Below are 24,378 nucleotides of genomic sequence, written 5' to 3'. Positions count from 1 at the left end.
CCTCCTCCTACTCGATTCTGAAACTTTCTGAATCTTTCTCAACCAACGAATACGTTATTCTGTCACGGCTTCTTGTTTGAAGCATGGGCTTTTCAACGTGTTCATCTTTTCGATTTCATTGGTTAAGCGCAGCGAGAGCAGGGCTTTCTGGTTCGAAGCAAAATCAAACATCACGATAGTCGCAGTGCCAACGGTCGTCAGTTTCTGTTGAGCCTTACTGACAATCGCGTATTCCATGGTGAATCGGTCATCTTGAATATCGGTAACACGTGAGCCGACCATCAAGGTATCTGGATACGTGACTGGGCGGAAATACTTACAGTAAGTGTCACCAAGAACAGGACCAACTTTGGTAATCGCCATCTCTTCCATCAGCTCGACGTGCTTGAAAAAATCTAAGCGAGCGGTTTCGAAATAGCGAAAATATACAGCGTTGTTAACGTGATTGAGTGCGTCCATTTCTCCCCAAGCGACAGGAATTTCTGTTACTACCGGGTAGTCAGATAATAGTGCTTCCATGCGAACTCTCTTATTGTTATCTGTGTAATTAACGTTATTTACTTATCCTTCATCGGAATAAGTTGTTATTGGAATAAAAACCCTACCGCTAAATTAACAAAACTGCAACACGCGTGATTTAAGTTTTTGAAGCTTGAAACCACACAATGTCAGTGACTTAGTTGCACATCCACTCAATAGTTAGGCACTAAGGTGTTTGAATTGCAGCTCAACCAAGCGTTGGTACAATTCGCAGCTATTGATGAGAGACTGGTGGTCGCCGATGTCTACTAGTTGTCCTTTATCGAGCACCGCAATTTGGTCGGCGTGTTTAATTGTTGATAATCGATGGGCGATAATGATCGTCGTTCTGCCACGCATTAACTCTTCTAACGCTTGTTGTACGTGATGCTCACTTTCACTGTCTAGTGCGCTGGTTGCTTCATCCAACAATAGAATATTTGGATCTTTCAAGATGGCACGTGCGATGGCAATACGTTGTCTCTGCCCACCAGAAAGCCTTACACCACGTTCACCAAGAAAGCTGTTGTAGCCATCAGGTAGGTTTTGAATGAACTCGTGTGCGTGCGCTTTCTTCGCCGCTTCGATCACTTGCTCGCCTGTTGCCTGCGGGTTGCCGTAGCGAATGTTATGGAACACATCGTTACTGAACAGAGCAGGTTGTTGCGGTACCAATGCCATCTGCTTTCTTAGCTCGTTAGGATCAAACTGATTCAGTTCAACACCGCCTAAGGTGACCTTACCCACTTGTGGGTCGTAGAAACGTTGCAGCAGTTCGAACAGGGTAGTTTTACCTGCGCCAGACGGGCCAACCAGTGCCAACACTTTGCCTTCATGGGCAGTAAGCGTGAGGTTACTTGTTGCGGGTTGGTCCGGTCTTGATGGATAACAGAAGGTCACATCATCAAATGCAACTTCTGGCGTTACGTTAGCAAGCGAAGTTGGATTCGCAACTGGCGCAACAATATGGCTTTCAACTTGTAGGATCTCGATTAATCGCTCGGTCGCACCTGCCGCGCGTTGCAGTTCACCCATCACTTCAGAAATCGTACCTAACGATGAAGCAACCATAATTGCGTAGAACACAAACGCCGCTAAGTCACCAGCCGACATAGTGCCGTTGATAACATCACTGCCGCCAACCCAAAGCATGCCTGCAATAGCACTAAATACAATCACGATAACGCCAGAAATAAGAATCGCGCGCTGTTTTACACGCTGGCGACCAATCTCATACGCCTTTTCCACTTCTACCGCGAATGATGCTTTCTCTTGCTCTTCTCGGCTGTAGCTTTGCACCGTTTTAATGTGCTCAATTGCCTCACCTGCGTAAGAACCCACATCAGACATGGAATCTTGGCTTTGGCGAGATAGGGCTCTTACACGGCGCCCATAAACAAGGATCGGAATCAAGATAAATGGCACCGAGGCCAATACAATCGACGTCAGCTTAATATTGGTCGCAAACAGCATGATGATTGCACCAATACACATCAACGCGCTGCGCATCGCCATAGAGAACGATGAACCTATGATGCTTTGAAGCAGAGTAGTATCCGTGGTGATTCGCGACATGATGTCGCCACTGCCATTGGTTTCAAAGTAACTCGGGTGCAGCGTCACCACGTGATTGAAAACCGACAGGCGTATATCCGCACTTACTCGCTCACCAACAGAAGAGACCAAATAGAAGCGGAAGAAGGTGCCAATCGAGATCAGCACGACCACCACCATGATGAATTGAATCGCGCTGCCTAAGTCTGACAACGATTGTTGGCTGAAGCCTTGGTCGATAAGAAGACGAATACCGTGTCCGACTGAAAGGGTTAAGCTCGCTGTGAAGATCAACGCGATCAACGCAGCAATAACACGACCTTTATAAGGCTGAATGAATTTACTCAGCTCAAACAAAATACTGAGGCTTTTTTCCTCAGGTTTGGGTTCTGGCGCTTGTTGAGTCGATCGCTGAGTCTGTCGCTGGTTCGAGTCGAGCGTAGAAGAGACATCGTTTTGCATATGACTGCCTTAATGTGTTGTCGCTTTAAAAATAGATGGCTTGTTGCTTGTTGCTTGTTGCTTATGGCTAATTGCTTTATGACTTATTGCCTGTACTGCGCGTTGTTCGCTGGGCAGTAATTGTTGTTGAGAATCGAACCCATTAAAGCATTTATTGCGCTGTGACGCTCCCTAGGAAACTCAATTTCCAATATTTCATCAACACTAAGTGAATAATTCGAAACGACCTTAAAGGAAAACTAAGCATTTTGATCCAGTCAGTTGGATAGGAAACCAAGCTATTTAACCCTAATTTTTATGCAAGTAAATTAGCGTTGATAGGAGAGTGCACACATAAACAAGCAACCGTGCGATGATTTATAAATTGATAGCAAAACGTTTGCTATTTATCTCGATATTAGCTTTATCAATGACTTGTAAGTTTTGGTTGTAAGACCAGTTATAGCGACTGTTTTTTGTGGAATATTTGTTACAAAAATTCAACAAAGTAGTTTTTTATACATTTTTCTTGCATAAAAACTCGGATTGAATAGAATAACCAACAAATGACAATTAATGCAGTATTGTGGCATGAGTATTCAAGTAAAGAGCATCAACAAATCATACGGTGATACCCAAGTTCTTCACGACATCAGTTTCGACTGTGAGAGTGGCGAAACCTTGGTATTGCTTGGCCCAAGCGGCGCGGGCAAGAGTTCATTACTGCGTGTTTTGAACCTGCTTGAAATCGCGGACAACGGCGAATTAGACATTGCGAATGAGCAATTCGATTTTTCAAGCCAAATCCAAGAGAAGCAGGGGCTTAAACTTCGTCGTAAAGTCGGCATGGTGTTCCAGCAATACAACTTATGGCCACACATGACGGTGATGGAAAACTTGATTGAAGCACCAACCAAAGTGGCGGGTTTGGATAAGCAAGAAGCGATTAAGCAAGCGCAAGAAGTCCTAAAGACACTTCAACTTGCCGACAAAGCAGACGCTTGGCCACTTCAACTGTCTGGCGGTCAACAACAGCGTGTTGCGATTGCACGTGCGCTGATGATGAAACCGGATGTGTTGTTGTTTGATGAACCAACAGCGGCGCTTGATCCTGAGATCACCAACCAAGTCGTGAGCATTATTAAAGAATTGAGCGGAACGGGCATTACCCAAGTGGTCGTGACGCATGAAGTCGATTTCGCGAAGAAGATTGCTAGCCACGTTCTGTACCTAGAGAAAGGGTACATCGTTGAACACGGCACCAGCGATTCATTCGTTAATCCGCAGACACCTGAGTTTGCCGAGTATCTGACTCATTAAGTAAGTCACTTATTAAAAGAAAGTTGACTCACTAGATCTAGCTAAACACAACATCAATTAAAACAATCAAATTATAAGAATGGCCACAGGCCGCTATTACACAGTATTCGGAGTAACAAAATGAAAAAGATTCTACTAGCTTCACTTATCGGCCTTGCTTCTTTTAACGCAGCGGCTAAAGAAGAAATCAAATTCGCGATGGAAGCAACGTACGCACCATTCGAATACATGGATGAGAACAACCAAATTCAGGGTTTTGACGTAGACTTAGCAAACGCACTTTGTGAAGAGCTGAAAGCAACGTGTACTTTCCACAACCAAGCATTCGATAGCTTGATCCCTGCACTTAAATTCAAACGTTACGATGCGGCTATCTCGGCAATGGACATCACAGAAGCGCGTCTTAAACAAGTGAACTTCTCTAACGCATACTACGATAACTCTGCAGCATTCATTTCTTTCGAAGGCAAAGTAGCAGACCAAGCAGCACTAGAAGGTAAGCGTGTTGGCGTTCAAAACGGTTCTACTCACCAGAGCTTCCTACTTGAGCAAATGACTGGCGTAACAGCGGTACCTTACTCAAGCTACCAAGATGCATTCATCGACATGAAAAACGGTCGTATCGATTCTGTATTCGGTGACACAGCCGTTGTAGCAGAATGGTTCAAGAAAGAAGACAACCTAACGTACGTTGGCGACCAAGTAACAAACCAAGAGTACTTCGGTAACGGCTTTGGCATCGCAGTAAACAAGAGCAACCAAGAACTTGTAGACCAGCTTAACGTTGCACTTGCAGCAGTAAAAGCGAACGGCGAATACGATAAGATCTTCAACAAGTACTTCGGTAAGTAATTTATGGAACTAACGGGTTACTCTTTAGGGCTCGTCGAAGCAAGCTGGATGACTGTTCAGCTTGCATTCGTAAGCCTATTGGTTGGATTGGTTCTAGCAGTTTTGTTTGCAAGTGGTGAGATGTCTCGTCGTATTGCAATCAAATGGCCAACGACTGCATTTGTGACGATTGTTCGTGGTTTACCAGAAATTCTGGTCGTACTGTTTATCTACTTTGGTTCGACACAAGTTCTGTTCATGATCACTGGCGACTTCATAGAAGTGAGCCCGTTCTTATCTGGTGTTGTTGCACTGTCACTTATCTTTGCTTCTTACGCTTCGCAAACCTTGCGTGGTGCATTAAAAGCAGTAAGCAAAGGGCAGAGAGAAGCAGCAAGCGCGCTTGGTATTTCTCAGTCTCGTGCATTCTTTCGTATCGTATTACCTCAAGCGGTAAGACACGCACTACCAGGGTTAACCAACCAATGGTTAGTGTTACTGAAAGACACTGCATTAGTATCGCTGATTGGCGTAACGGATTTGTTGAAACAAGCACAACTAACATCCGCTGCAACGCACGAAGCATTTACTTGGTACGCGACAGCAGCAGCAATCTACTTGGTCATCACTTTAATCACACAAAGATTGGTAAAAGTGATTGATGGTAAGTTCTCTATTCAAGGTTTGGGTAACAAAGGGGCAATGGCATGAATCAACAATACCTCTCTCAAATGCTTGAAGGCTTAGTGACCAGTCTTCAACTCACAGGCGCTTCATTGCTGGTTGGTTGTATCTTGTCACTGCTGATGACGGTAACGCTAATCCTAAGAATACCTTCGATTCACTGGTTAACACGTGGCATCATCACGCTGTTCACCGGCACACCATTGTTGGTGCAGATCTTCTTGGTGTATTACGGCCCGGGTCAGTTCGATTGGATTCGTGAAAGCTTCATGTGGACTTGGTTAAGCCAACCTTGGTTCTGTGCCATGTTAGCATTAGCTTTGAACACGGCGGCATACAGCACGCTACTGTTCAGAGGCGCATTCAACGCCATTCCAGCAGGGCAGTGGGAAGCATGTCGCGCACTTGGTATGGACAAAATCGCAACGCTGAAAGTGTTACTGCCATATGCACTACGCCGCGCCGTTCCAGCTTACTCGAACGAAGTGATTCTAGTTTTCAAAGGTACGTCACTGGCAAGCACCATCACCATCATGGATTTGATGGGTTACGCTCAGCGTATCAACGGCCAAACCTACGACACACTAACGGTGTTCGGTATTGCTGGCGCATTCTACCTAGCAGTAAACGGCATACTAACGCTGATCTTCCGCCAAGTAGAGAAGAAAGCCCTCGCATTCGAAGCCGCGTAAGCTAGCCACACACAAGCTTAACTAACGTATAAAGCCTGCCATTTATGTTCGCATAGATGGCAGGCTTTTTTGTGTTTGGGGCATGTGTAAGGAGACTGTGTTTATATCCAGTTGCTCGGGGTTTTTACGAAATTCATACTATATGGAAATATTCTACATTCTGTCATTCAATGAGTTTATCTATGTTTTTAGTCACTGAAATGCTGTGATTAATCGTGGTAAATTAATATGCATATGAAACTAGATAGAATGATTCTGTATTTAAATGCAGAATTTTTCGGTCTAATAGCTGTTACGCAAATGGAGTAAATAATTAATGAAGTATATTTCCCCAGAATTTCTAGGTGAGGGATTTAGCTGTCCGACATGTGACACTTATACTCACATGGATTGGTCCATTTTAAGTAACCGTGGCAAAGATTCTATGTTTCAAGAGGCAACTTGTAGCCGATGCAAACAAGTTTCTCTTTGGCATGTACTTGAAAGACAGAGACATGAAATTTTCGGTGCAACTGATCTATCAGGTGTTATGGTTTTTCCTGACCGAGGTAGTGCAAGCCCTGATGAAATAGATATGCCAGAAGATGTAAAACGTGACTATGAACAAGCTGCTAGTATCTTCAATAAATCTCCACGCGGTGCTGCGGCTTTACTTAGGCTTGGACTACAAAAATTATGTAAGCATCTCGGCGAAAGGGGAAAAACATAAATAATGACATTCGTACTTTAGCTGAAAAAAAACGTATTGCCACCAATGGTTATCAAAGTTGCGGATACAGTTAGAATTACAGGTAATAACGCTGTTCATCCAGGCGAAATGTCAGATGAGGACTTTGACTTTGTAGCATCGAAGCTTTTTGATCTCATCAATTTTATTGTTAAAAAAGGTATTACAGAGCCAAAAGAACTTGAAGAGTTACATGGTAAAACACCAGAAGCTCCACGAAAAGCAGCTAAAAGACAAGACCAGCGTGTGAAGTAAGAACTTGCTTAACAATAAATTTAAGCAGATTCGCAACACTTGGCACTTTTGGTTTTAATTAGCTTTAGTGTTTACGACACATTGGTTCAGGAAGATGACAGCGTTGCTCGCTACTTAATTTGGCGTTGAAATCAGTAAAATTTTAATGAGGCGAGCTAGACCCCGCCTCAGGGTGATTAATCACATTCGGGAATTAGAATGTACTCTTCCTTATCTAGCTTCCAAGCCGAGCCACTGATTAAATCGACTGGCATGGAAATAATTCCCCAATCGATAAGGATATTTGCCCAAAACCAACCATCTAATTTATCACCTGTAGTTTCATAAATTGTCGCACAACCTTCTTTGTTGATACGAATTTCGTAGTTGTCGCCACGTTTAACTTGTGTACTGATTCTTCCTTCACCCAAGTATCGTCCGTCTACATAAATTTTTGCATCAGATGTGGTCGTTGCGACTGTAAGTTTATCGTCACCGCCAGACATAATTCCGGCGCATCCTGAGAGGGCAAATCCTGTCATTACCGTAAGTAATACTTTTTTCATTTTTAGACACCTAATAAAATTTTGAGTGAATTCTACATTGGTTTCACAATATTCAAGGGAATAATCGATATTCCCACCTAGAGGTTGACATGGCAATTTGCCTAACGACGACTCCTAACGCTTGGCGAACTCAGTCGCAAACTTAGTTCCGTGTTTATGGCACAATAATAATTAAGTTGGGTGGTATGGCGTAAGTTCCCGTTAGTAAGGCGTTATATTTAACTGTACTTCAATGATTTAAAGTTCTTAGGCTCTAGTTCTTTGTCCCTTTGCAATTCGTCTGAGTTGCTTCATTGGGCTGGGGGCACGGAAGTGGAACTAGTCGCCTTGTGTTTCGTGTCTCTGGCGGTCAAGTGGGTTAGGCTGGTAATTCACTTCTTGAAATGCGTTGAACAAAGTAGTTATTTGTGGTAAAAAATAACAAATAAGGATTAAGCGTTGAGTAGCCAACGTTAAATCCCGAGTGTTGAACAAGCCCGAAGCCTCTTTATTAAGTAAATTGTACGATTGGATTTGAAGGGCACGCCGCCTTGATACTTTTCTCAAGGCGAGCGAGGTCAAGATAAGGTTGCGATAGCAATCTTATCAATCAGTTAGCTATTTTGTTGCTGTCTTTCGTCAATTCTCCTCTTATTTCACTTTTGCCATTATCCTTATTATTCATGCCTTTCGGCTACGTGGGTCGACTTACTCCGACACACGCCATCTCATGCTGGCAGCAGGGGCATACTCGTATTGCTTTAGTCCTTATTGGCACAGTTAACGGCGGCATGAGGTAGAGTAAATTCAACAGTAGCAACTGAATGCGAACCCGTAAGGCGTGTGCCTGACCACGTAGAAAACCGTAGTCTCGTACTCGTTGTAACCCTTTGGGCAGCACGTGCTGTAAAATGAGCAGCAAGAACTTGAGGGTGGGTAAGGTGCGCGTTCGCCATGCGTTTGTCTTGCTCTCTTTATAGCGGAAGGTGACCGTATCATTGGTGACTTTGATGATATCTTCATCAGGCAGTACACCGCGATAGAGATAGCGTGACAAATAGCTCAGAGCAGACTGGCCGTATCCTACTTGTCTGCAATCGACCACCCATTGCTTTGGTATGCCATTAGGCAGCCATAACATCGGATGTTGCTTGATGGTTTCTAGCATTCTTGCCCGCCATACTTGGGCTAAAGCAAACGCGTTAAAAAGATAATGCTTGTTGCCTTTGTGCCACTCTTGCCTTGACGCATTGTATTGGCCCGCCGCCACAATAATGTGTAGATGTGGGTGCAAGTTTCGTTGTCGGCTATTAGTATGAAGCACGGCAGTGAACCCCATTCCGCCTTTTCCTTCCCGCATATGGACGCGCATCGTTTGGCTGTCGATATCGTGAACCATAAGATTCAGCCCTTCACCAAGGCGCAACCCCATACTATAAAGTGTTAAGAAGAAGACTTGGTAGCGCACTTGTCGCGTGTGAGTGATGAGCGAACTGACTTGCTGCGGTTTGACGATATTGAGCCACTCCCACTGTTTATCGAGCGTGTAGCGATAGAAAAACTGCAAGCCATTACGATCGAGTTTTATGGTGCTCCACGAGTGGGTTTGAATAAGAGACGCGAAGAACTGTTTGAGGTCAGAGGTCGTTAATGTATCAGGGGCTCGGTCGAAATGAGCGGTGATCCGACGAACCGCACGGGAATAGGCATCAATGGTCGCGGGTCGTTTACCTTGCAGCTTTAGGTTGGTAAGGTGTTGTTCATAAAGGGTGTTGTAACGTTTTAAGTCATCGGGTTTCATGGGGTTACTCCTGTGAACGACCATCAGGGTGATGGTGTTACAAGAGTATGGTTCGCACTCGTTTTACTCTGCCGCGTAGCGGCTTCGTTCAACAAGTAATTTAAGAGTGATTCAGCACGCTTGGCATTTTCAGTTTGAGTTTAGTTTAGTGATTACGGCGTCCAATTTAAGTGTTGTGGTAGTGTGCTTCACACCTTAATTGGGCGATATGACCCCCTCTGTCAATAAGAGCGTAGAAGTTTCTGCTCCCGCATTTATAGAGCCTTTCTTGTTATTTAAGGGATAGTGTTATTACATAGATGAAGCAAGTAATGTCGTCGGTTCTCATGCTGATATACGTGGATTGCTCATCGTTTGATGAGTAGAGCCTACCTTACTTGTTCCGTCGTAGCACCTGTCTTCAGTCTATGCTCGTGGTTCAATATAGCCGAAGCTATATTGCCTAGCTTGTGTTCTAAGTCTTCCGTTACATTGGGTTTATGAAAGTCTGAGTCGTCCATCGAATAGTAGAGTAACAAGGGCATTTCTCATGCCGTATTTTTGGTAATTAGTTCTTCCTGTCGATTATCGAATTTGTCCTAAACCCACTATTAAGGCAGGGAACCCCAATGAATAGAACGCTATGGTTCGCACTCATTTCGCTTTTGTTTTCAATGACAATGGTATTTTGTACATACAGTTATGGCATAGAGAGCCACGTTGAAGTAACCACACTCACTTTAGTATTGTCTGGCCCTCTGATTTTTACCTTTGCGCTTGTTGTCATTTTTTGTGGCGCACCAGTCATTAGCAAGTACAAGTTACTTGGAACCATCGCAATTTGTGTGCATGGATTTACAGCCTCACTGCATGTGCTGTGGAACGGTTTTATGTTTGTCGATGTGATTAATAAACAAGGCTTAGGTCCGGGACAAGGTTATTCTGGTTTGATACTTTGGGTTGGTAGTATCAAGGCGATGCTACTTGGTTTGGTTGTGGGAGTATGCCTGCATTACTTGCTACGATTATTTAGAAAGGCTGCAGTAAGATGACTGTTGGCTAGTTAGTGGGTTGTTCGTTGTCTATAGGAGTTGTCACTGTGTTTTATAGTAAGGAATCCAACAAGGGATTGCTGCTCATCCTTGTTGCGATAAGCGCTTTCATTGTCGTTACCTCTGATAATAACCCCGGGACATTAATCGCTCACGCCATCAACGGCTTAATTGCTTTGCTCTTTTTCTCCATGACAATTGAGGTTAAAGACAATGTACTAAGCTGGTATTTCGGCTTTGGTTTTTGGCGTAAGAATGTAGAAGTGTCAGACATTACAGAGACATCGTTTTATCAAAGCAAGTGGTATCAAGGTATTGGTATCCGAATGCTGAGCGATGGTTGGTTGTATAATGCATCGATAGGTTCAGCGCTTAAGTTAAGCTTAAGTAATGGAAAGCATGTTTACATTGGTTGTAAGGATACGGACGGTTTAAAGCTGGCCTTGAAAACCGCTAACGAACAGATAACTCAAAATTGATTTACGAGGCTTGGCACTTTTCGTTTCAAGTTGGACTAATGTTTAAGGTTCTATGCTTTAAGTGAGCTGGACTTTAATATCACAACAAATGAATCGGAGGTTGAATGGACAGAGCAATCAAAACACATTTCGACGAGTATCCCGATGATGTTCGAGCTCGGCTTGAAGAGTTGCGTGCATTAATTTTTGAACTTTGTTCTGATTTGGATTTAGGTGACGTCGAAGAGTCTCTGAAATGGGGCGAGCCGAGTTACAGCGTTAAGACGGGCAGTCCAATTCGAATCGATTGGAAATTAAAATCGCCAAATAACTATTACTTGTTCTTTAACTGTCAAACAAAGCTAATCGACACATTCAGAGAATTGCACGATGACACATTGGTATTTCAAGGTAATCGGGCAATCATCTTGAACCTAACTGAACCACTTCCCAAAGCACCAATCAAGCAGTGCTTAGAGTTAGCCTTAACTTATCAACAACGAAAACATCTACCGCTTCTTGGCGCGTAATTCTTACGCGCTGTCATTATATTTCTTAAACTGGTTATCTGTGTTCTAGCTATCACTCTTTAAAGCGTTAAGAGTGTACCATCTTGATTAGTATCAAGAGGCTAGGGAATCTCTATAACCAACGCTGATTGTATTGCTTACCGTTTAAAAAGGTGTTCTAGTCACCTTGTATTTCGGACTTAAAAGGAAGTTGCATGAATTTAGATAAAGCCAAGAAACGTATCGCAAAGCAGGTTAAAAAAGGCGACCACGGATACCCAAAAATCACGTTAGCGTACTACGGAGCGACCAAAGATCTCGCAACGGAAGTCGCAGTTCAATTTATGCTGGGTGAGGGCGATGGTGTTCAAGAAGAGCGTTTTTCTTGTGAAACCGAAATCCGAGATAATGAGTTAGTTCAAACGACGTTACTCAAGATAATCGAGCGAGCAAATGTTAACTCAGTGATTGAAGTTGAAGGCGTGGCTGTTCTTTAGTTTGCTTTAGCCTGGAAACGAAGCCAACACGAGAACTAAGGTGTATAATCCACATTTTTATCGAATTAGGCAGGACACATGGCGATCTCGTTTGAAACTCAAAGACTAAAAGTAGAAGAAGTCGCAGGTGAACTTACTGTTCCTGAACGTTCGGCTCTGCTTGAGCGAGTACCTGGCATTCTAATCCCGTCAGTCGTTGAAAACCTTCCACCATACTTTCACGGTATTGTGTCAGGTGAGCTGGCTGAAATTTGGCTCGACCGAATGTTGTCGGGGAGCCGCTTACTTCAAGTGAAATCCAACGATAATCAATTGATTGGTTTTCTGTTCGCTTATGTAGAAGACGAAAGTGATGCTCATATTGGCTACTTGCTTGCAGAAGAGTTCTGGGGCAAGGGTTTAGCGAGTGAGCTACTGAAGGGTTTCATCACAGAAGTCGCTAAAATGGAGTCATGGTCAACACTGATTGGCGGTGTCGATCGTTCAAACATAGCCTCTGCCAACTTACTTAAAAAGCTAGGTTTTGTTGAGCAAGCCTCTGACGAAAGTGCCGTGGTTTTCTATGAATATAAGCTTTCTCGTCTTAACTCTTGATTCTTAACTCTGAGCTCTCAGCTCTTAATTTCTAATCCCTAACTCAAGCCACATCTGCGTTATACATTCATTGCCAATGTTTACGTCAATTGATAGGGAAGAAACCTTATTACACCATTCAACTGAGAACCGAGAGCAGCGAGTCTAGTTAACGTGGGCTAATTCGGCACTCTGTGTTTCATTAGCGACTTTCCAATCGCCCCCTAAGGCTTTATAGAAAACAGGCTTTGTATCCACATTAGACCATACTGGTTTAGCGACCTCGACCATCTACCATTACGATGATTGTTTTAGAGATGATGCTGAGATCAGCGGCAATCCAAGACTTAACCGAACATAGGCTTAGTGCATAACTGTGGTCAAAACCTACTTTACGACGTACATCATCAATACAGGTGTCGTAACCTTGATTTACTTGTGCAAGCCCTGTAATACCAGGCATTACACCGTATGTACGGTCGGCAAAGTAAGGAATTTCGTTCTCTAGTTTGGTGTAAAAAGTAGGGCGTTCAGGGCGCGGGCCAATTAGAGACATTTCACCTTTCAGTACATTGATCAGTTGTGGCAGTTCATCAAGACGTGTCTTTCTCAAAAAGCGGCCAACAGGCGTGATTCGTGGGTCATTCGCGGTAGCCCAAACTGCACCAGAGCGAGTTTCTGCATCCTCGTACATGCTACGGAATTTCATGATCTCAAAGATTTCCATTTTCTCCGGTGTCGATTTACCAACGCGCAATTGACGGTAGAAAATAGGGCCACGAGAAGTGAGTGCAATCGCCATCGCAATCAACGGAAATACGGGCGCTAGCAAAATCAAAGCAATCAGTGAGCTTACAAAATCGAAAGTACGTTTAGCACGTGAGATTTTGTATTGGTATAGGTTTTGGGTAGATAGCTGTTCGATGTTCATCATAATAAATCCTTAATGATTTGCTCGTGTCCAAGGTGAGTTTTCTAGTCCGATTAGGTAACGAATGCCACCAATGAAGTTGGCGTAGTGTCCAACTATCAAATAAGAGATTAATGAAATAGGTTTGTTTACTAGACGCTTTGGCAAGATGCAGCCAAGGACGCCAATGGTATAAACGGCAACTTGAGCCCATAACAGCGCTTCAAATACTAAGTAGTTGCTAAGTAAGATTGAGCACACTAAGCACACAATCATTAAATATGGAGTGAGTAGGCGAAGTCCTTTTCCTGAAAAGAACGCAAACGCGATGCCTTTAAACTTCGGGCTGAACAAGGCAAATAATCGAATCGCTTGTTGCATGTTGCCCGCGGAAATACGAAGTCTTCTTTTGAAGTCTGTTTCTAGGTTCGATTCTTCTAGCTCTAATGCCACCATTTGGGTTTCGTATTCGGCGATGTAACCTTGTTTAACGATTTGCATCGGTAAGATGAAATCATCATTAATAGTGTTGAGTGGAAGCAGTTCAAACAGGTGTGTTCTAAACAAGTAGAAAGCGCCATGAGAACCCAAGCTAGAACCTAACGAAGCCTCAGACTCTTTAACCGCGGTTTGGTACTGCCAATACGTGTTTTCGCCTTCATTGCCTGTTGGACAAAGTTGATACGTTGCGTTTACCACTCCAACCTTGTCACTTTCAAAATGAGCGGCAGCTATAAGCAAAGCATCCAATGAAATAAGGGCAGAAACATCACTCATCGCCGTGATATCACTGGTTATACGTGTCACTTCTTCATTAACAACCGCGACTTTACCTCGGTTTACTTGATGGTCATGTATCTCAAAATAGACATCACTGCACATCGCTTCTTGTATGGTCATTTGTGCAATGGCGACTGTGTTATCAGTGCAACCATCGCAAGCGATAATGACTTCCAACTTCTTTTTTGGGTAATCGAGTGAAGCAAGGTTACGAATCTTGTCTGCGATCCACTGTTCTTCGTTAAATGCAGGAACAAGAACGGTGATGGTCGGCAACGTGCAATCTTGCTGTTCCTCTTTGTAGCAACGATGACTCTCTTCAACTTTGCGTGCGGGGTGGCTTTTCGCATACCAACGCAGTAACAAAGGGTAGGCTGCGTGATGATAGACAATCAACGCACCTGAAAACAAACAAAGTCCCGCAAGCAACCAATCAATCATGCGTAAGCTCCTTCTGATATATCGTTGTAAGACGAAACCATTTTGATGATGTCGAAGTTTTCGAGTACGTAACGACGAGGTGACAAAAAGCGTTCATTTTGCTTTTCTAATAGCGCACTAGCTAACCCCACAATGCTGCCGCTTTTGACAAGGGCGCCGCTGACTGGACATAAGGTTTCATCGACAGCTCCTACATTCATTGCGACGGTAGGGATGTTGCACGCCTGAGCTTCTAGTGTAGAAAGCGGCAGCCCTTCGTGGCGTGAAGGTAGGCAGAACGTATCCAACGCTCCGTAAAACGTGGTCATGTCTTCAACTAAGCCAAGAAAGATGACTCGGTCACTCAGATTCAAGCGGCTAGTCAGTTGCTCTAGTTGATTGCGTTTAGTACCGCCGCCAGCCAATGCGACAACCATGTTTGCAGGTAAAAGAGTCAGTGCTTTAATAAGTTGGTCTTGGCCTTTGACATGTTCTAGTCGACCTGCACAACCGATGATGTGTTTGTCTGTCGGCAGGTTTAGTTTTGCTCTCGCGTGTTCTTTCGACATCGGCTTAAACTTCTCACAATCAACGCCATTTTTGATGGTAATGATGTTCTCATAAGAAAAAGCAGTGCGTAGTTGGTTATAAACACGTGTCGCGTCGGCAACTAACGTTGGTTGAGCAGCTTTTAAAGCAAGCGCTTGTAATCGACGACGTTTGTTGTTGTTCAGATGCCAAGCGTCATGTTCGGTATGGATTCGAGTTGGAACCCCGGTTACGCGAGCGGCATAACCAGCGTATAACAGTGGGCCAATATGATGGGTATGAACCACATCAGGGCGAATCGCGTTGAAGGCTTTAATTAGCTTAATAATGATATTGAATTGTACGCCTGGTGCTTTATCCAAAAAGACGATTTGCTTTTTGTATGGCTCTAGCTTCGGCCAGCTGTTTATAGACTCTTGTTTAGTACCCTCTAAACTGACAATCAACACTTGGTCTGTTGGTTTAGCAAGGCGGAGCAAATCCAGAGTTAGGGTTTCTAATCCACCCGGTGCAAGGTGCTGAACAACGTGTATGATCTTTTTGCCATGCTTCGTTAAATGCGTATTCATAGTTTGGACCCTGCCTTTATAATTGTTGTTTCGCCTTTCTGACGTTTCTATTGAAGTAAATTCTTTAAAACGTTTAACTACACAAGGAGATTGCAGAAGTTGTGCCAACTAAATAATCTTTATTTTTCAGTTGCTTATGTCATTCAATTCCAGTGCGGTTTTCATTTCTCAAAATGGGAATCAAAACAAAATACGATTGAATGGCAGGTTGAATCATAGGGCTTGGGTAAATCGAGAGTAGCATTAGAACTTGGGGCTTTAAACAAACAAAACGCCAACCGAGTGTTGGCGTTTTGCTCTAGGATGCACGAAGCTTGGAAACTAGAAAGCTAGAAAGCACGAAGCTAGGAAATTAGAAAGCTGTGAATCTAGCAAGTCAAAAATGGCTTTGAGGCTGACTAGCTCATTTTAGGGATCACCGTTATCACAGGGACACCCAAGATATCTTCGATTTCGTCTTTGCGTTTGATTGAAGAATCAAACAGTTCAAACAATACCGCTAAACCAATACCCAGTCCGATACCTGCAACGAATCCAGCCAGAATAAAAACAAAAGTCGGCATGTTAGATTTGACACTCGGTGTGAAAGGCAAATCGATAATCTTCACACGTTTGTTTTGCTCGAATACACCAAGCGAACCCGTTAGTTGAGCCATTTCATAACGCTCTGTCAGTTCATCATATAGTTGACGTTTGATTTCAACTTGACGTTTAAGGCGGTACATCTCTTTTGCATTTTCGCCGAAGTTATTGGCCTTGTGTTCTAATTCGAAAATCATAGTTCGAAGGCTTTTGGTCTCTTCAGTTAAAGACTCAAAGCGAGCACGAACCAGCTGTAGGCTGTGTAATTGAGTGACCAGAAGAGGTTGGGTATCAGAAAGTTTGTTCAGTGTCGTACTACTTGCGATGTCCCAAAGCTGGTCGCTGTTCATCGTTGGCTGGGTTACCTCGAGCAAACTCTTACGTTCATTCTCTAGTCTGTCTAGCTCACGCACTTTAGCTTGCACAGCACTGTGCTTGTCCGTGTATTTAGCTTGTAACAAGGTAAGGTCGCTACGAATGTCGATGATCTGGTCTTCTAATTTACCGATCACAGGGTTGGTTCTTGAAAGTTGTTGGTCGATTGACCCTAAACTTTTTTCGACACCCGATAACTCGGCCTCTTTTTCTGCCAGTGTTTGTTTGAGTGAAGCTAAGCGATTCAAACTTTGGCTCTGTACCTCAGGCGTCGAATGAACATTCTCATTCATGTATGCAGCTAGCGCTTCTTCTGCTTCTGCAAGCTCTGCGCTACGTTTGTCGATATGGATTTTCAAGAAGTTACTTGAATCTTCAATCGATGAACGTTCCGGTGCGAGTAACTGTTCAATGAAATGTTCACTTACCGAGCGCAGCGTCGCTTCCATTCCATTTGGTGTGTTCGACGTTAGACTTATCTTTAGAAAATCTTTTCCAAGCTGAGTCACCGTTAGACGTTGAGACAGGTCAGTAATGATCTCTTGTTTCTCAATTTCAGGCATATCTGGCGTGGTTAATTGCAGTTCATCAGCGACCGAGTAAAGCACATGTCGACTGTGAAGCAGTGTTCTCAATGCGTTAAGTCGATCTTTGAGCATCGTCGAAACGGCAATGTCTTCCAAGAATGGATTCATCTTGGCCGTTTCTTGAATCAACATACTGGTATGCGCGTCATATTTAGTTGGAGCCAACTTGCTCACACCAAAGCCTACAAAGGGCAAAATAAGCATTGGCAGAACGATAACGTAGCGTTGGCGCCACATCGCATTGATGATGACTAATAACCGCAATTTCAGATTATTCATAATAGCTCCAACATCCAATGTACGAAGTTACCACGGTTCTGCCAGCTCTCTTGTTCGACGACAGAGATAGGTGAGTTGCTTAGCTCGCGTGCATGATCAAGCGCCCAAATCATTTGGTTGGCACTGCCAACCGTGGTCACGTGCTCTTGGTATGGAACCAAAGCAGGGAACGGTGTTGTGATAATGGGTGTGCCCGCCGCAAGGTATTCCATTAGTTTGAGTGGGCTACACGCTCGGATCTGCTCGTTATCAACAAACGGCAACAAGCTCACATCCCAGTGTTGAGAATAGCTTGGTAGCGTGTGGTGTGGACGAGGGCCAAGGTAATGTACGTTACTCAACTTAGGCAGCATGAGCGTATCAAGCTCGTTTGGACCTATGAAAACAAAGTCCCATTCCGGCATCGCATTCGCAACATGATCAATCATTTCATAATCAAGCCACTTAGAAAGGCTGCCATAAAAACCAGCAATAGGGCGGTGGTTGCTTGGTAAATCTTTTGCTCTTGGTGCGGGTGTTGAAAATAGGTCTACGTCGACACCATGTGGTAGCAAGTGCGCTTTATGCTTTGGAAATTTATCCATCAATTTTTTGCTAGCCGCGAATATAAGCGTTGATTTTTCGATTAGCTCTGATTCGTGCTGTGCAACGGTGTCATGATCAACACCAGCCAGCGCGCTAAAATCATCACCGCAGTAATAGACCACAGATGACTCGCCTAAGTGTCCGCACAAATCAACAGCGGTCGGAAGAGAAGTCCATAGGATAGGCGCGTTAAGATTAAGCTCTGCAATAACCGGTTTTAGTTGGTGCAACATCATTTGCTGAGCCAACTTTCTAGAAAATTTAGAAGCAGGCGCAGGGATTGTCTTTAAGTTAACGATAGTAATGTTGTCGTGTCCCTCAGAGTCGAGCATGTTTTGAGTTACGGCCTTGGTTTTACCAAACAACTTGTTGAACGCTCGGTTTGCATCTTTAGCGGACAGCTTCGGTTGTCTTAAGCCAATTGAGTTGACCCATAAGACTTTGTGCTGCTTAGCAAGGTGACGAACTAAATGTTGAGTCGATGAAGGTAGGCCACCAAAGTCTTCACCAAATACGATTAAATCACGCATGGTCACCTCCATGAGTCTCTAACGAATCGAACATATCGGATTCTGTCACTTCAACGGGTTTGATGTGACCGACAACTCGAGCTGGGTTGCCACCTGCGATTGCGAAGGCAGGAATATTCTTTGTTACTACGCTGCCTGCGGCTATTACGGCACCTTCGCCGATGGTTACGCCACCTTTGACCGTCACATTCGTGCCCAACCAAACATCGGGTTCAAGAATGATGTCACCGATTTGCTGAGGGTCGTCACCTTCACCTAGCGCTCGGCGTTTTGCATCAAGCGGGTGTCCAGAGTATCCAAATAGAAAAGCGCCGCCTGCGATTCGTACGTTGTCAGAGATAACCACTTTACCTCCAACAGCGATAGTCGACTGCCAACCAATGTCGACGTTATTGCCAATCGACAATAGTGGGTGTTCCAAGCCTTCAAGTTGTTGAGTACAACCAGAGAATGTCGTGTGGCCAGAGATACGGCAGTTGTCGCCAATCGTAATTTGCACCGGACCGCTGACGAAAGGCAGTCCACCATACAAATACAGGCGTTTGCCACATTGAGCCACACGACCTTTGAAAGCCGGAGTCCAGTAGAAGAATCGCGTAAAGCCAGAAACCAGATTCACCACTAGCTTGTGCGCTTGATATAGACAGCGATTAAATAGTTTAGGGGTAGGTAGCTCTGCGCTTCTGATGTTTTTCAAAATGAAAAACACATTTCTAATTCGAGAATTAGGATGAAACTTAAGCCAATGTTTGAATTGATGTATAGATACTGACGTCATAATGAAAATCCTCTTTTTTGTTATATAGAAGTACTTTCATATTTTGTGCCATCTAATAAATATAATATTTTCAATAGGTTAAAATGTGTCTTTTAGGTTTTCTCATTTTGACAGGCAGTTTGAGATACATTTGAGACGCAAACTGTGAGTGCTGCGAGGATATAAATCGGCCAGTTGAAGCCTTGAGTCAAAAATGTACCCGACACGATTGTTCCAATCAGACCTGCATAGATCGCATAGGCGACCGCATTGAGTTCGGGGGCGATTTCTGTGGCCGAGTTTTTTAACCTCGTTAGCGTAGAGCGAGAGGTTTTGATCAAAGAAACGATAAGGCAGACAAAAATGATCAGACCAATAATGCCTGTTTCTGCCAACACACCAAACCAGGTACTGTGAACGGCGTGATTCAGTCCGTCCCAATGCGAACTGTAAAAGAAGTAGTTCGAGAAGAAGTTGTTCAACCCTACGCCGGTCAGTGGATTCTCAACTGCCATCTTTATTGCTGCTTCCCAAGCATAGATTCGACCCATTGCAGATTCATCGATACCTTGTTCAGCGGCACCACCAGAAGATCTGTCTGAGATACCAGCAACTAAATAGAGCACCACGGCCGCGACAGTTCCCACTGAGATTAAGAGAACTTTAGAGCGCACTAGCTTCCACGCAAAAATACCAATCACCGCAATACAACCCAGTAATCCGCCACGGCTTTGAGTGGCAATAATGGCGGCGAGCAGTAACAGACAAACTAAGGCACTGATTAAACGTTTGGATCGTGAGATGCCAGTCGTGGTGGCTTGGCTTATTGTAAAGGCGAGTGGGAACATCAGTACCAGTGCTAGGTCGTTCGGGTCACCTAACATAGAGCCAAAATCGCGGCCAATAGTCACGCGTGAGCCCTCGACAAGCCCAATACCATTTACTGAGTTGTACACGGCAATAGAGCTGACTAAAGCGCCAGCGTAGATAATCGTCATCGCGGTTTTTGCGAGATTTTCCGTGGTGTTTACTAGCCAAGTAATCGCAAGCGTCATCACTATAATTTTCCAATAAACGCCCTTGAATTCTGCTAGTGCTATTGGCCTGTTGGACGCGAAGATAATACCAATGAAAACCAATACCCAAAATATGGCGAGCCAATTTAAACAAGGGTGCCAGAAGATTTTAAGTTCTTTACTGATTAATGCATGCCATAGAAGAGCCGACAGAGCGCCTAATGAAAGCATCAGCGGTATTTTTAGCGAATAGAGCTGAGGTATAGCTTCGTGAATTCGGAAAAATGAAAAGACAACGAACAATAGAACTAACCAGAATGTTTTGTTTAACACGAATAACCCGGCCAATGGCACAAGAGCGAGCGCCACAATGACAGCAGGGTGAGGCACAAAGTACCAAACAACACCAAGCCCAACACACAAGGTGCTGATCGTGATGATGACTGGCAATCTATTGGCTTCAGGGTTGACCATTGTGACCTCTATGCGCAAATAAACTCTTAATGACTCGGCTCGCAATTTTTTGAGACGTAGTTACGCCTGATGTTAAAGATTGCAAAGTGAGTGCCAGTTATGCATTTTGTTTAACTTACTGATTTAATGTTGGATTATTAAGTGAGGGCGTAGCCTTGAGGTGAGTTTTGTCATTTTGAGAATCAGTATAAAACTGACTAAAGTACTTAAATCATCAAGCCCAAATAACCAGTTATCGACTAAGGCTAGAATTAACGGTCGAGTTGATAGATTTCCAACAACTGCGGGACAACGGCTTGTGGAGAGTATTGGTTTTTCACGGTTTCTATCGCGTGACTCTTGAGAGAGTTACGTTGCTCGTTCGTCAATGACATCCACAAAGATAAAAACTGTTCTAGCTCAGCTTCTGAATTTGCAAGGTAGCCGTTAACTTGATGCTCGATGAGTTGAGGCAAGTTACCAACTGAGGTGGCGAGAACGGGAATGCCACGAATCATGGCTTCTAATGCCGCCATAGGTAAGCCTTCAAAGCGAGAAGGGATGATTAACAGATCGATTTGGCTCCAGACGTCGTCCATATTGGTCTGATGCCCATGAAAGGTCACGTTATCAGGCTGCGATTTAACTAAGATGTCCATTTCTGGCCCGTCACCAAAAAGCTCAAACCGAACATCAGGAAACTGTTTGGCTAATGCAACAAATCGATCAGGCGCTTTTTCATGGCTCAATCGCCCCACAAAACCAACATGGAATAGGCTTGATGAAGGGGAGCTTGTTAACCCGGTTGGCATTTTAACAAAGTTATTCAATTGATGGGTTTGACTCGGCACTTTCGCTTTAATCTTTTCACTGACCACGAGCGACTGATCAGAAAGAAAACTGCTGTAACGGTCGAGCCAATCATAAAGCCATACTTTGCCTGTTGGGGTTTCACCTGCGTGATAAGTGGTGATTTGCTTTGTGTTGTTGAAACGAGGCGGAAGCTTGATTAACTTGCTGACCAAACTGGCTTTGTAACCATGAGCATGGATAAGCCTTGGTTGATAATGTTGAACTGCACGTTTCAGCTGTGTCGCGCTATTGCCATTTGAATCTACAGAACATGAGGCTAAATCGGAGAGGTAACTAAAAGGGATGTTCAGCGCATTCAACTTTTCAACGATGATCGCTTCAGGATTAAACTTAGTCAAAAGAACGATACGAACAGCCTCTGAATACTGAGCGCTTTCCGATATCAGGCCTTGTGCTAATTCTAAAACATGCGTTTCTATGCCTCCAAAAGTTTGGCTGTCGATCAACAGCCAAATCTCATGAAGGTTTATGTCGAGTACACCTTGGTTAGGCTTGATTGTACTCATCTTCCGATTCCCAAGCCTGTTTCTTACGATAAACAGTAGAAGGGCTAAGTTCTAACAGCACAGCAGCGTTTAACACATTCCCATCGCAATGATTGATGGCATGTTGAATGGCTTCACGTTCTATTTGCCACATTGGACGAATAGCACCTTCGCTTGTGGTAAATGCAGGCGTCATCGGCTCGTTGTGAGCTTGAGCAACTGACGATTGTTCCAACTCTTCCGGAGTAATCGGTGGCAACTTAGCTTCTGGTGCTTCAACAACTGCAGGTTGAGGCGCAGTTACTCGAATTGGTGTCACTGATTTAGATGATGGAGCGGCATCTACTTTATTAATCGGAGGCGGTAACATGTCTTTAGTCACGCTCGTTTCATTGTTCAACACCACTATGTTACGGATGATGTTTTGCAGCTGTCGCACATTGCCTGGCCACGTATAACGTTTAAGTAGATTCTGCGTTTCTTTGTCTATTGATTTAAACTTCTTCTTATCTTGCTTCGCGTACAGCTTCAAGAAATGATTGCAAAGAGTGACAATGTCACTCCCTCGCTCGCGAAGCGGTGGCATCTCGATAGGCACAACGTGAACACGATAGTAAAGGTCTTCTCTAAAACGTCCTTCTTCTACTTCAACCAGTGGATCGCGGTTGGTCGCACAGATAATTCTGACATCCACTTTAATCTCGCGGTTGCCACCGAGTGGAGTAAACGTACCAGTTTGCAAAAATCTGAGGAGCTTCTTCTGCATCTCCAGTTCCATTTCACAAAGCTCATCGAGAAATAGGGTACCGCCATGCGCTTGCATTGCTGCACCTTTACGGTCGGTTGTCGCACCGGTAAACGCACCTTTAACGTGACCGAAGATTTCACTCTCCATTAGGTCTCGAGGGATAGCGCCGCAGTTAATGGCCACGAAGGGTTTACCATTACGCTGACTCTCTTGGTGAATCGCTTCCGCACACACTTCTTTACCTGTACCACTTTCGCCGTTAATAAACACGCTGGCAGTGGTTGGTGCTACCGAATCAATGATCTTGTAAACCGCCTGCATGGGTAGGCAAGAGCCAATGAAATTATGAAAACGATCACGATCGAATTTGCTTTGCATGTTATCGACGAGGTTTTCGAGTTTCGCTCTTTTTAGATGCAAGCTAACAGAGGTCTTGAGTCGATCGGCTTGAATGGGTTTCTCTAAGAAGTCTTCTGCACCGCGTTGGATAAGGTCTACCGCGATGTTTACTGAACCATGCGCTGTCGCGATGATGACAGCGGTCGGTATTTCGTTAGCAGTAATCCAATCTAAGACTTCTTCGCCTGGCATGTCAGGAAGCTTAAGGTCGAGAATCACAAGCTGTGGAGAGTGCCTTTCAATGAAGGTCTTAGCTTCCGCGCCGGTTTCGACGTGGAAAATATCATAGGGCTCGTCTTTTACGTACTGCTTGTAGAGTACAGCGAGTGAGGTGGAGTCTTCAACTAACAATACCTTAGGGCGCATTGTGTATTCCTTTTGAAACTTTATCCTAACCAATCAATAACATAGTGATATGCAACCATCAATACGAGTCTTGTGTATTTGTTATCTACCACATGCAATCTTTTAAGAAGCGGCCTGTATAACTTCTCGCATTGCTGTTCATGATGGAGCCCATCTTATGGCGACTATATTAATAACGACTGTTTTGAGTTTTTAATCTGATACCGATAATGAACATGCAAAGCTAGCTGAAGCCTGCCTCTTTCCTTTCAAGCAAGGCTTTTATTGAACGCTCTGCGAGCTCTAGTAATTCATCAACTTGTCGAAATGCCGCATCATGACTCTGTTCTAAACATAGCTTTTCTAAAGCTCGAGCTAATTCACCCAAAGGGCGATTACCTAACGAAAGCGCTGTGCTGCCGAGAGTGTGGACCTCGAACTCAAGTGTTTGAGCGTCTTTCTGCGTGACTGCCTCTTTTATAGCGACCAAGCGTGTTTGTGATTCTTCGACATAATGGTCGATCAAGATAGGGATAATGTCCGCACTTGTATCGCGAATCATTTGCTCCAGAACGCTTTCATCGACAAGCTCGCTCACTTGTTGTGAGTTTAGATTTGTAGCTGCGTCTGACGCTAAAGTAGAATTCATCAAACTAAGTCCTTTTATTGAGCTTAATATCTGTTAATACTATTAAGTTTTAGTCATTTTCTAGAATAATT

The 24,378-nt window shown here is 44.0% G+C and carries 25 protein-coding genes; 11 read left to right on the top strand and 14 right to left on the bottom strand.

All coding sequences use genetic code 11. The features are described from left to right. Positions 1 to 54: 54 nt before the first annotated feature. Entirely contained in the window at positions 55 to 519 is a 465-nt protein-coding gene (locus tag AB4161_RS01595) for a thioesterase family protein (protein WP_017061819.1), read from the bottom strand. A 180-nt stretch (positions 520 to 699) separates the two neighbouring features. After that, a complete protein-coding gene (locus tag AB4161_RS01590) occupies positions 700 to 2,535 on the bottom strand; it encodes an ABC transporter ATP-binding protein/permease (RefSeq protein ID WP_372082636.1) in 1,836 nt (611 codons plus the stop codon). 570 nt (positions 2,536 to 3,105) lie between these two features. Between AB4161_RS01590 and artP the strand changes: the two genes are divergently transcribed. The 6 genes from artP (at position 3,106) to AB4161_RS01560 (ending at position 7,023) form a co-directional block, all read left to right on the top strand. Next, entirely contained in the window at positions 3,106 to 3,834 is a 729-nt protein-coding gene (artP, locus tag AB4161_RS01585; protein WP_032545343.1) for an arginine ABC transporter ATP-binding protein ArtP, read from the top strand. A gap of 120 nt (positions 3,835 to 3,954) precedes the next feature. Next, positions 3,955 to 4,686 carry a lysine/arginine/ornithine ABC transporter substrate-binding protein gene (locus AB4161_RS01580; RefSeq protein WP_017070691.1) on the top strand — a complete coding sequence of 244 codons (732 nt, stop codon included), beginning with the start codon at positions 3,955 to 3,957 and terminating at the stop codon, positions 4,684 to 4,686. A gap of 3 nt (positions 4,687 to 4,689) precedes the next feature. Beyond that, positions 4,690 to 5,376 carry an arginine ABC transporter permease ArtQ gene (gene artQ, locus AB4161_RS01575; RefSeq protein ID WP_017061822.1) on the top strand — a complete coding sequence of 229 codons (687 nt, stop codon included), beginning with the start codon at positions 4,690 to 4,692 and terminating at the stop codon, positions 5,374 to 5,376. Continuing rightward, entirely contained in the window at positions 5,373 to 6,041 is a 669-nt protein-coding gene (gene artM, locus AB4161_RS01570) for an arginine ABC transporter permease ArtM (protein ID WP_372082635.1), read from the top strand. The genes artQ and artM overlap by 4 nt, the downstream gene beginning before the upstream one ends. A gap of 316 nt (positions 6,042 to 6,357) precedes the next feature. Beyond that, positions 6,358 to 6,750 (top strand): hypothetical protein, encoded by a 393-nt coding sequence (locus tag AB4161_RS01565; RefSeq protein ID WP_372082633.1) that lies wholly within the window; start codon positions 6,358 to 6,360, stop codon positions 6,748 to 6,750. A gap of 45 nt (positions 6,751 to 6,795) precedes the next feature. Further along, a complete protein-coding gene (locus AB4161_RS01560) occupies positions 6,796 to 7,023 on the top strand; it encodes a hypothetical protein (protein ID WP_372082632.1) in 228 nt (75 codons plus the stop codon). Positions 7,024 to 7,199: 176 nt separating this feature from the next. Here the strand turns inward: AB4161_RS01560 and AB4161_RS01555 are convergent, their stop codons facing one another. Continuing rightward, positions 7,200 to 7,568, bottom strand: a complete 369-nt coding sequence (locus AB4161_RS01555) for a PEGA domain-containing protein (RefSeq protein ID WP_372082630.1) — start codon at positions 7,566 to 7,568, stop codon at positions 7,200 to 7,202. A 673-nt stretch (positions 7,569 to 8,241) separates the two neighbouring features. Beyond that, positions 8,242 to 9,348, bottom strand: a complete 1,107-nt coding sequence (locus AB4161_RS01550) for a transposase (protein ID WP_372082629.1) — start codon at positions 9,346 to 9,348, stop codon at positions 8,242 to 8,244. 608 nt (positions 9,349 to 9,956) lie between these two features. Here AB4161_RS01550 and AB4161_RS01545 point away from each other — a divergent pair. The 5 genes from AB4161_RS01545 to AB4161_RS01525 all read left to right on the top strand — a co-directional run bounded on the left by AB4161_RS01545 (position 9,957) and on the right by AB4161_RS01525 (position 12,437). After that, on the top strand, positions 9,957 to 10,379 hold the full coding sequence (locus AB4161_RS01545) for a hypothetical protein (protein WP_017063908.1): 423 nt from the start codon (positions 9,957 to 9,959) through the stop codon (positions 10,377 to 10,379). Positions 10,380 to 10,405: 26 nt separating this feature from the next. Beyond that, positions 10,406 to 10,858 (top strand): hypothetical protein, encoded by a 453-nt coding sequence (locus AB4161_RS01540; RefSeq protein ID WP_372082627.1) that lies wholly within the window; start codon positions 10,406 to 10,408, stop codon positions 10,856 to 10,858. Between the two features lie 104 nt (positions 10,859 to 10,962). Beyond that, the gene (locus AB4161_RS01535; protein ID WP_102428874.1) at positions 10,963 to 11,367 is read left to right on the top strand and encodes a DUF1801 domain-containing protein; all 405 of its coding nucleotides are present in this window, start codon (positions 10,963 to 10,965) and stop codon (positions 11,365 to 11,367) included. Positions 11,368 to 11,561: 194 nt separating this feature from the next. Next, the gene (locus AB4161_RS01530; protein WP_017063905.1) at positions 11,562 to 11,843 is read left to right on the top strand and encodes a hypothetical protein; all 282 of its coding nucleotides are present in this window, start codon (positions 11,562 to 11,564) and stop codon (positions 11,841 to 11,843) included. A 78-nt stretch (positions 11,844 to 11,921) separates the two neighbouring features. Continuing rightward, positions 11,922 to 12,437 (top strand): GNAT family N-acetyltransferase, encoded by a 516-nt coding sequence (locus AB4161_RS01525; protein ID WP_171732990.1) that lies wholly within the window; start codon positions 11,922 to 11,924, stop codon positions 12,435 to 12,437. Positions 12,438 to 12,690: 253 nt separating this feature from the next. On the opposite strand, the gene AB4161_RS01520 is transcribed toward AB4161_RS01525, so the two are convergent. The 10 genes from AB4161_RS01520 to AB4161_RS01475 form a co-directional block, all read right to left on the bottom strand. Beyond that, positions 12,691 to 13,350 (bottom strand): sugar transferase, encoded by a 660-nt coding sequence (locus AB4161_RS01520; RefSeq protein ID WP_017063903.1) that lies wholly within the window; start codon positions 13,348 to 13,350, stop codon positions 12,691 to 12,693. Positions 13,351 to 13,359: 9 nt separating this feature from the next. After that, the gene (locus AB4161_RS01515; protein WP_017059581.1) at positions 13,360 to 14,547 is read right to left on the bottom strand and encodes a glycosyltransferase family 2 protein; all 1,188 of its coding nucleotides are present in this window, start codon (positions 14,545 to 14,547) and stop codon (positions 13,360 to 13,362) included. Beyond that, complete coding sequence (locus AB4161_RS01510) at positions 14,544 to 15,644, bottom strand: glycosyltransferase (RefSeq protein ID WP_372082625.1); 1,101 nt, start codon at positions 15,642 to 15,644, stop codon at positions 14,544 to 14,546. The genes AB4161_RS01515 and AB4161_RS01510 overlap by 4 nt, the downstream gene beginning before the upstream one ends. A 398-nt stretch (positions 15,645 to 16,042) precedes the next feature. After that, complete coding sequence (locus tag AB4161_RS01505; protein WP_017063900.1) at positions 16,043 to 17,467, bottom strand: Wzz/FepE/Etk N-terminal domain-containing protein; 1,425 nt, start codon at positions 17,465 to 17,467, stop codon at positions 16,043 to 16,045. Beyond that, positions 17,464 to 18,582, bottom strand: a complete 1,119-nt coding sequence (locus AB4161_RS01500; RefSeq protein WP_372082623.1) for a glycosyltransferase — start codon at positions 18,580 to 18,582, stop codon at positions 17,464 to 17,466. The genes AB4161_RS01505 and AB4161_RS01500 overlap by 4 nt, the downstream gene beginning before the upstream one ends. Then, positions 18,575 to 19,360, bottom strand: a complete 786-nt coding sequence (locus AB4161_RS01495; protein WP_017059585.1) for a DapH/DapD/GlmU-related protein — start codon at positions 19,358 to 19,360, stop codon at positions 18,575 to 18,577. The genes AB4161_RS01500 and AB4161_RS01495 overlap by 8 nt, the downstream gene beginning before the upstream one ends. Before the next feature lie 92 nt (positions 19,361 to 19,452). Then, positions 19,453 to 20,829 carry an O-antigen ligase family protein gene (locus AB4161_RS01490; RefSeq protein ID WP_372082621.1) on the bottom strand — a complete coding sequence of 459 codons (1,377 nt, stop codon included), beginning with the start codon at positions 20,827 to 20,829 and terminating at the stop codon, positions 19,453 to 19,455. Positions 20,830 to 21,080: 251 nt separating this feature from the next. After that, entirely contained in the window at positions 21,081 to 22,187 is a 1,107-nt protein-coding gene (locus AB4161_RS01485; protein WP_372082619.1) for a glycosyltransferase family 4 protein, read from the bottom strand. Continuing rightward, positions 22,168 to 23,679: a sigma-54-dependent transcriptional regulator gene (locus AB4161_RS01480; RefSeq protein ID WP_372082618.1), complete on the bottom strand. Its 1,512-nt coding sequence runs from the start codon at positions 23,677 to 23,679 to the stop codon at positions 22,168 to 22,170. Before AB4161_RS01480 ends, AB4161_RS01485 begins: the two co-directional genes overlap by 20 nt. 223 nt (positions 23,680 to 23,902) lie before the next feature. Continuing rightward, on the bottom strand, positions 23,903 to 24,307 hold the full coding sequence (locus AB4161_RS01475; RefSeq protein ID WP_017059589.1) for an Hpt domain-containing protein: 405 nt from the start codon (positions 24,305 to 24,307) through the stop codon (positions 23,903 to 23,905). Positions 24,308 to 24,378: the final 71 nt, after the last annotated feature.

Source organism: Vibrio sp. 10N.286.51.E5 (assembly GCF_041469125.1).
GTDB lineage: Bacteria > Pseudomonadota > Gammaproteobacteria > Enterobacterales > Vibrionaceae > Vibrio > Vibrio crassostreae_C.
Note: the sequence above shows the minus strand (reverse complement) of the source record. Positions and strands in the feature narration are given on the sequence as shown.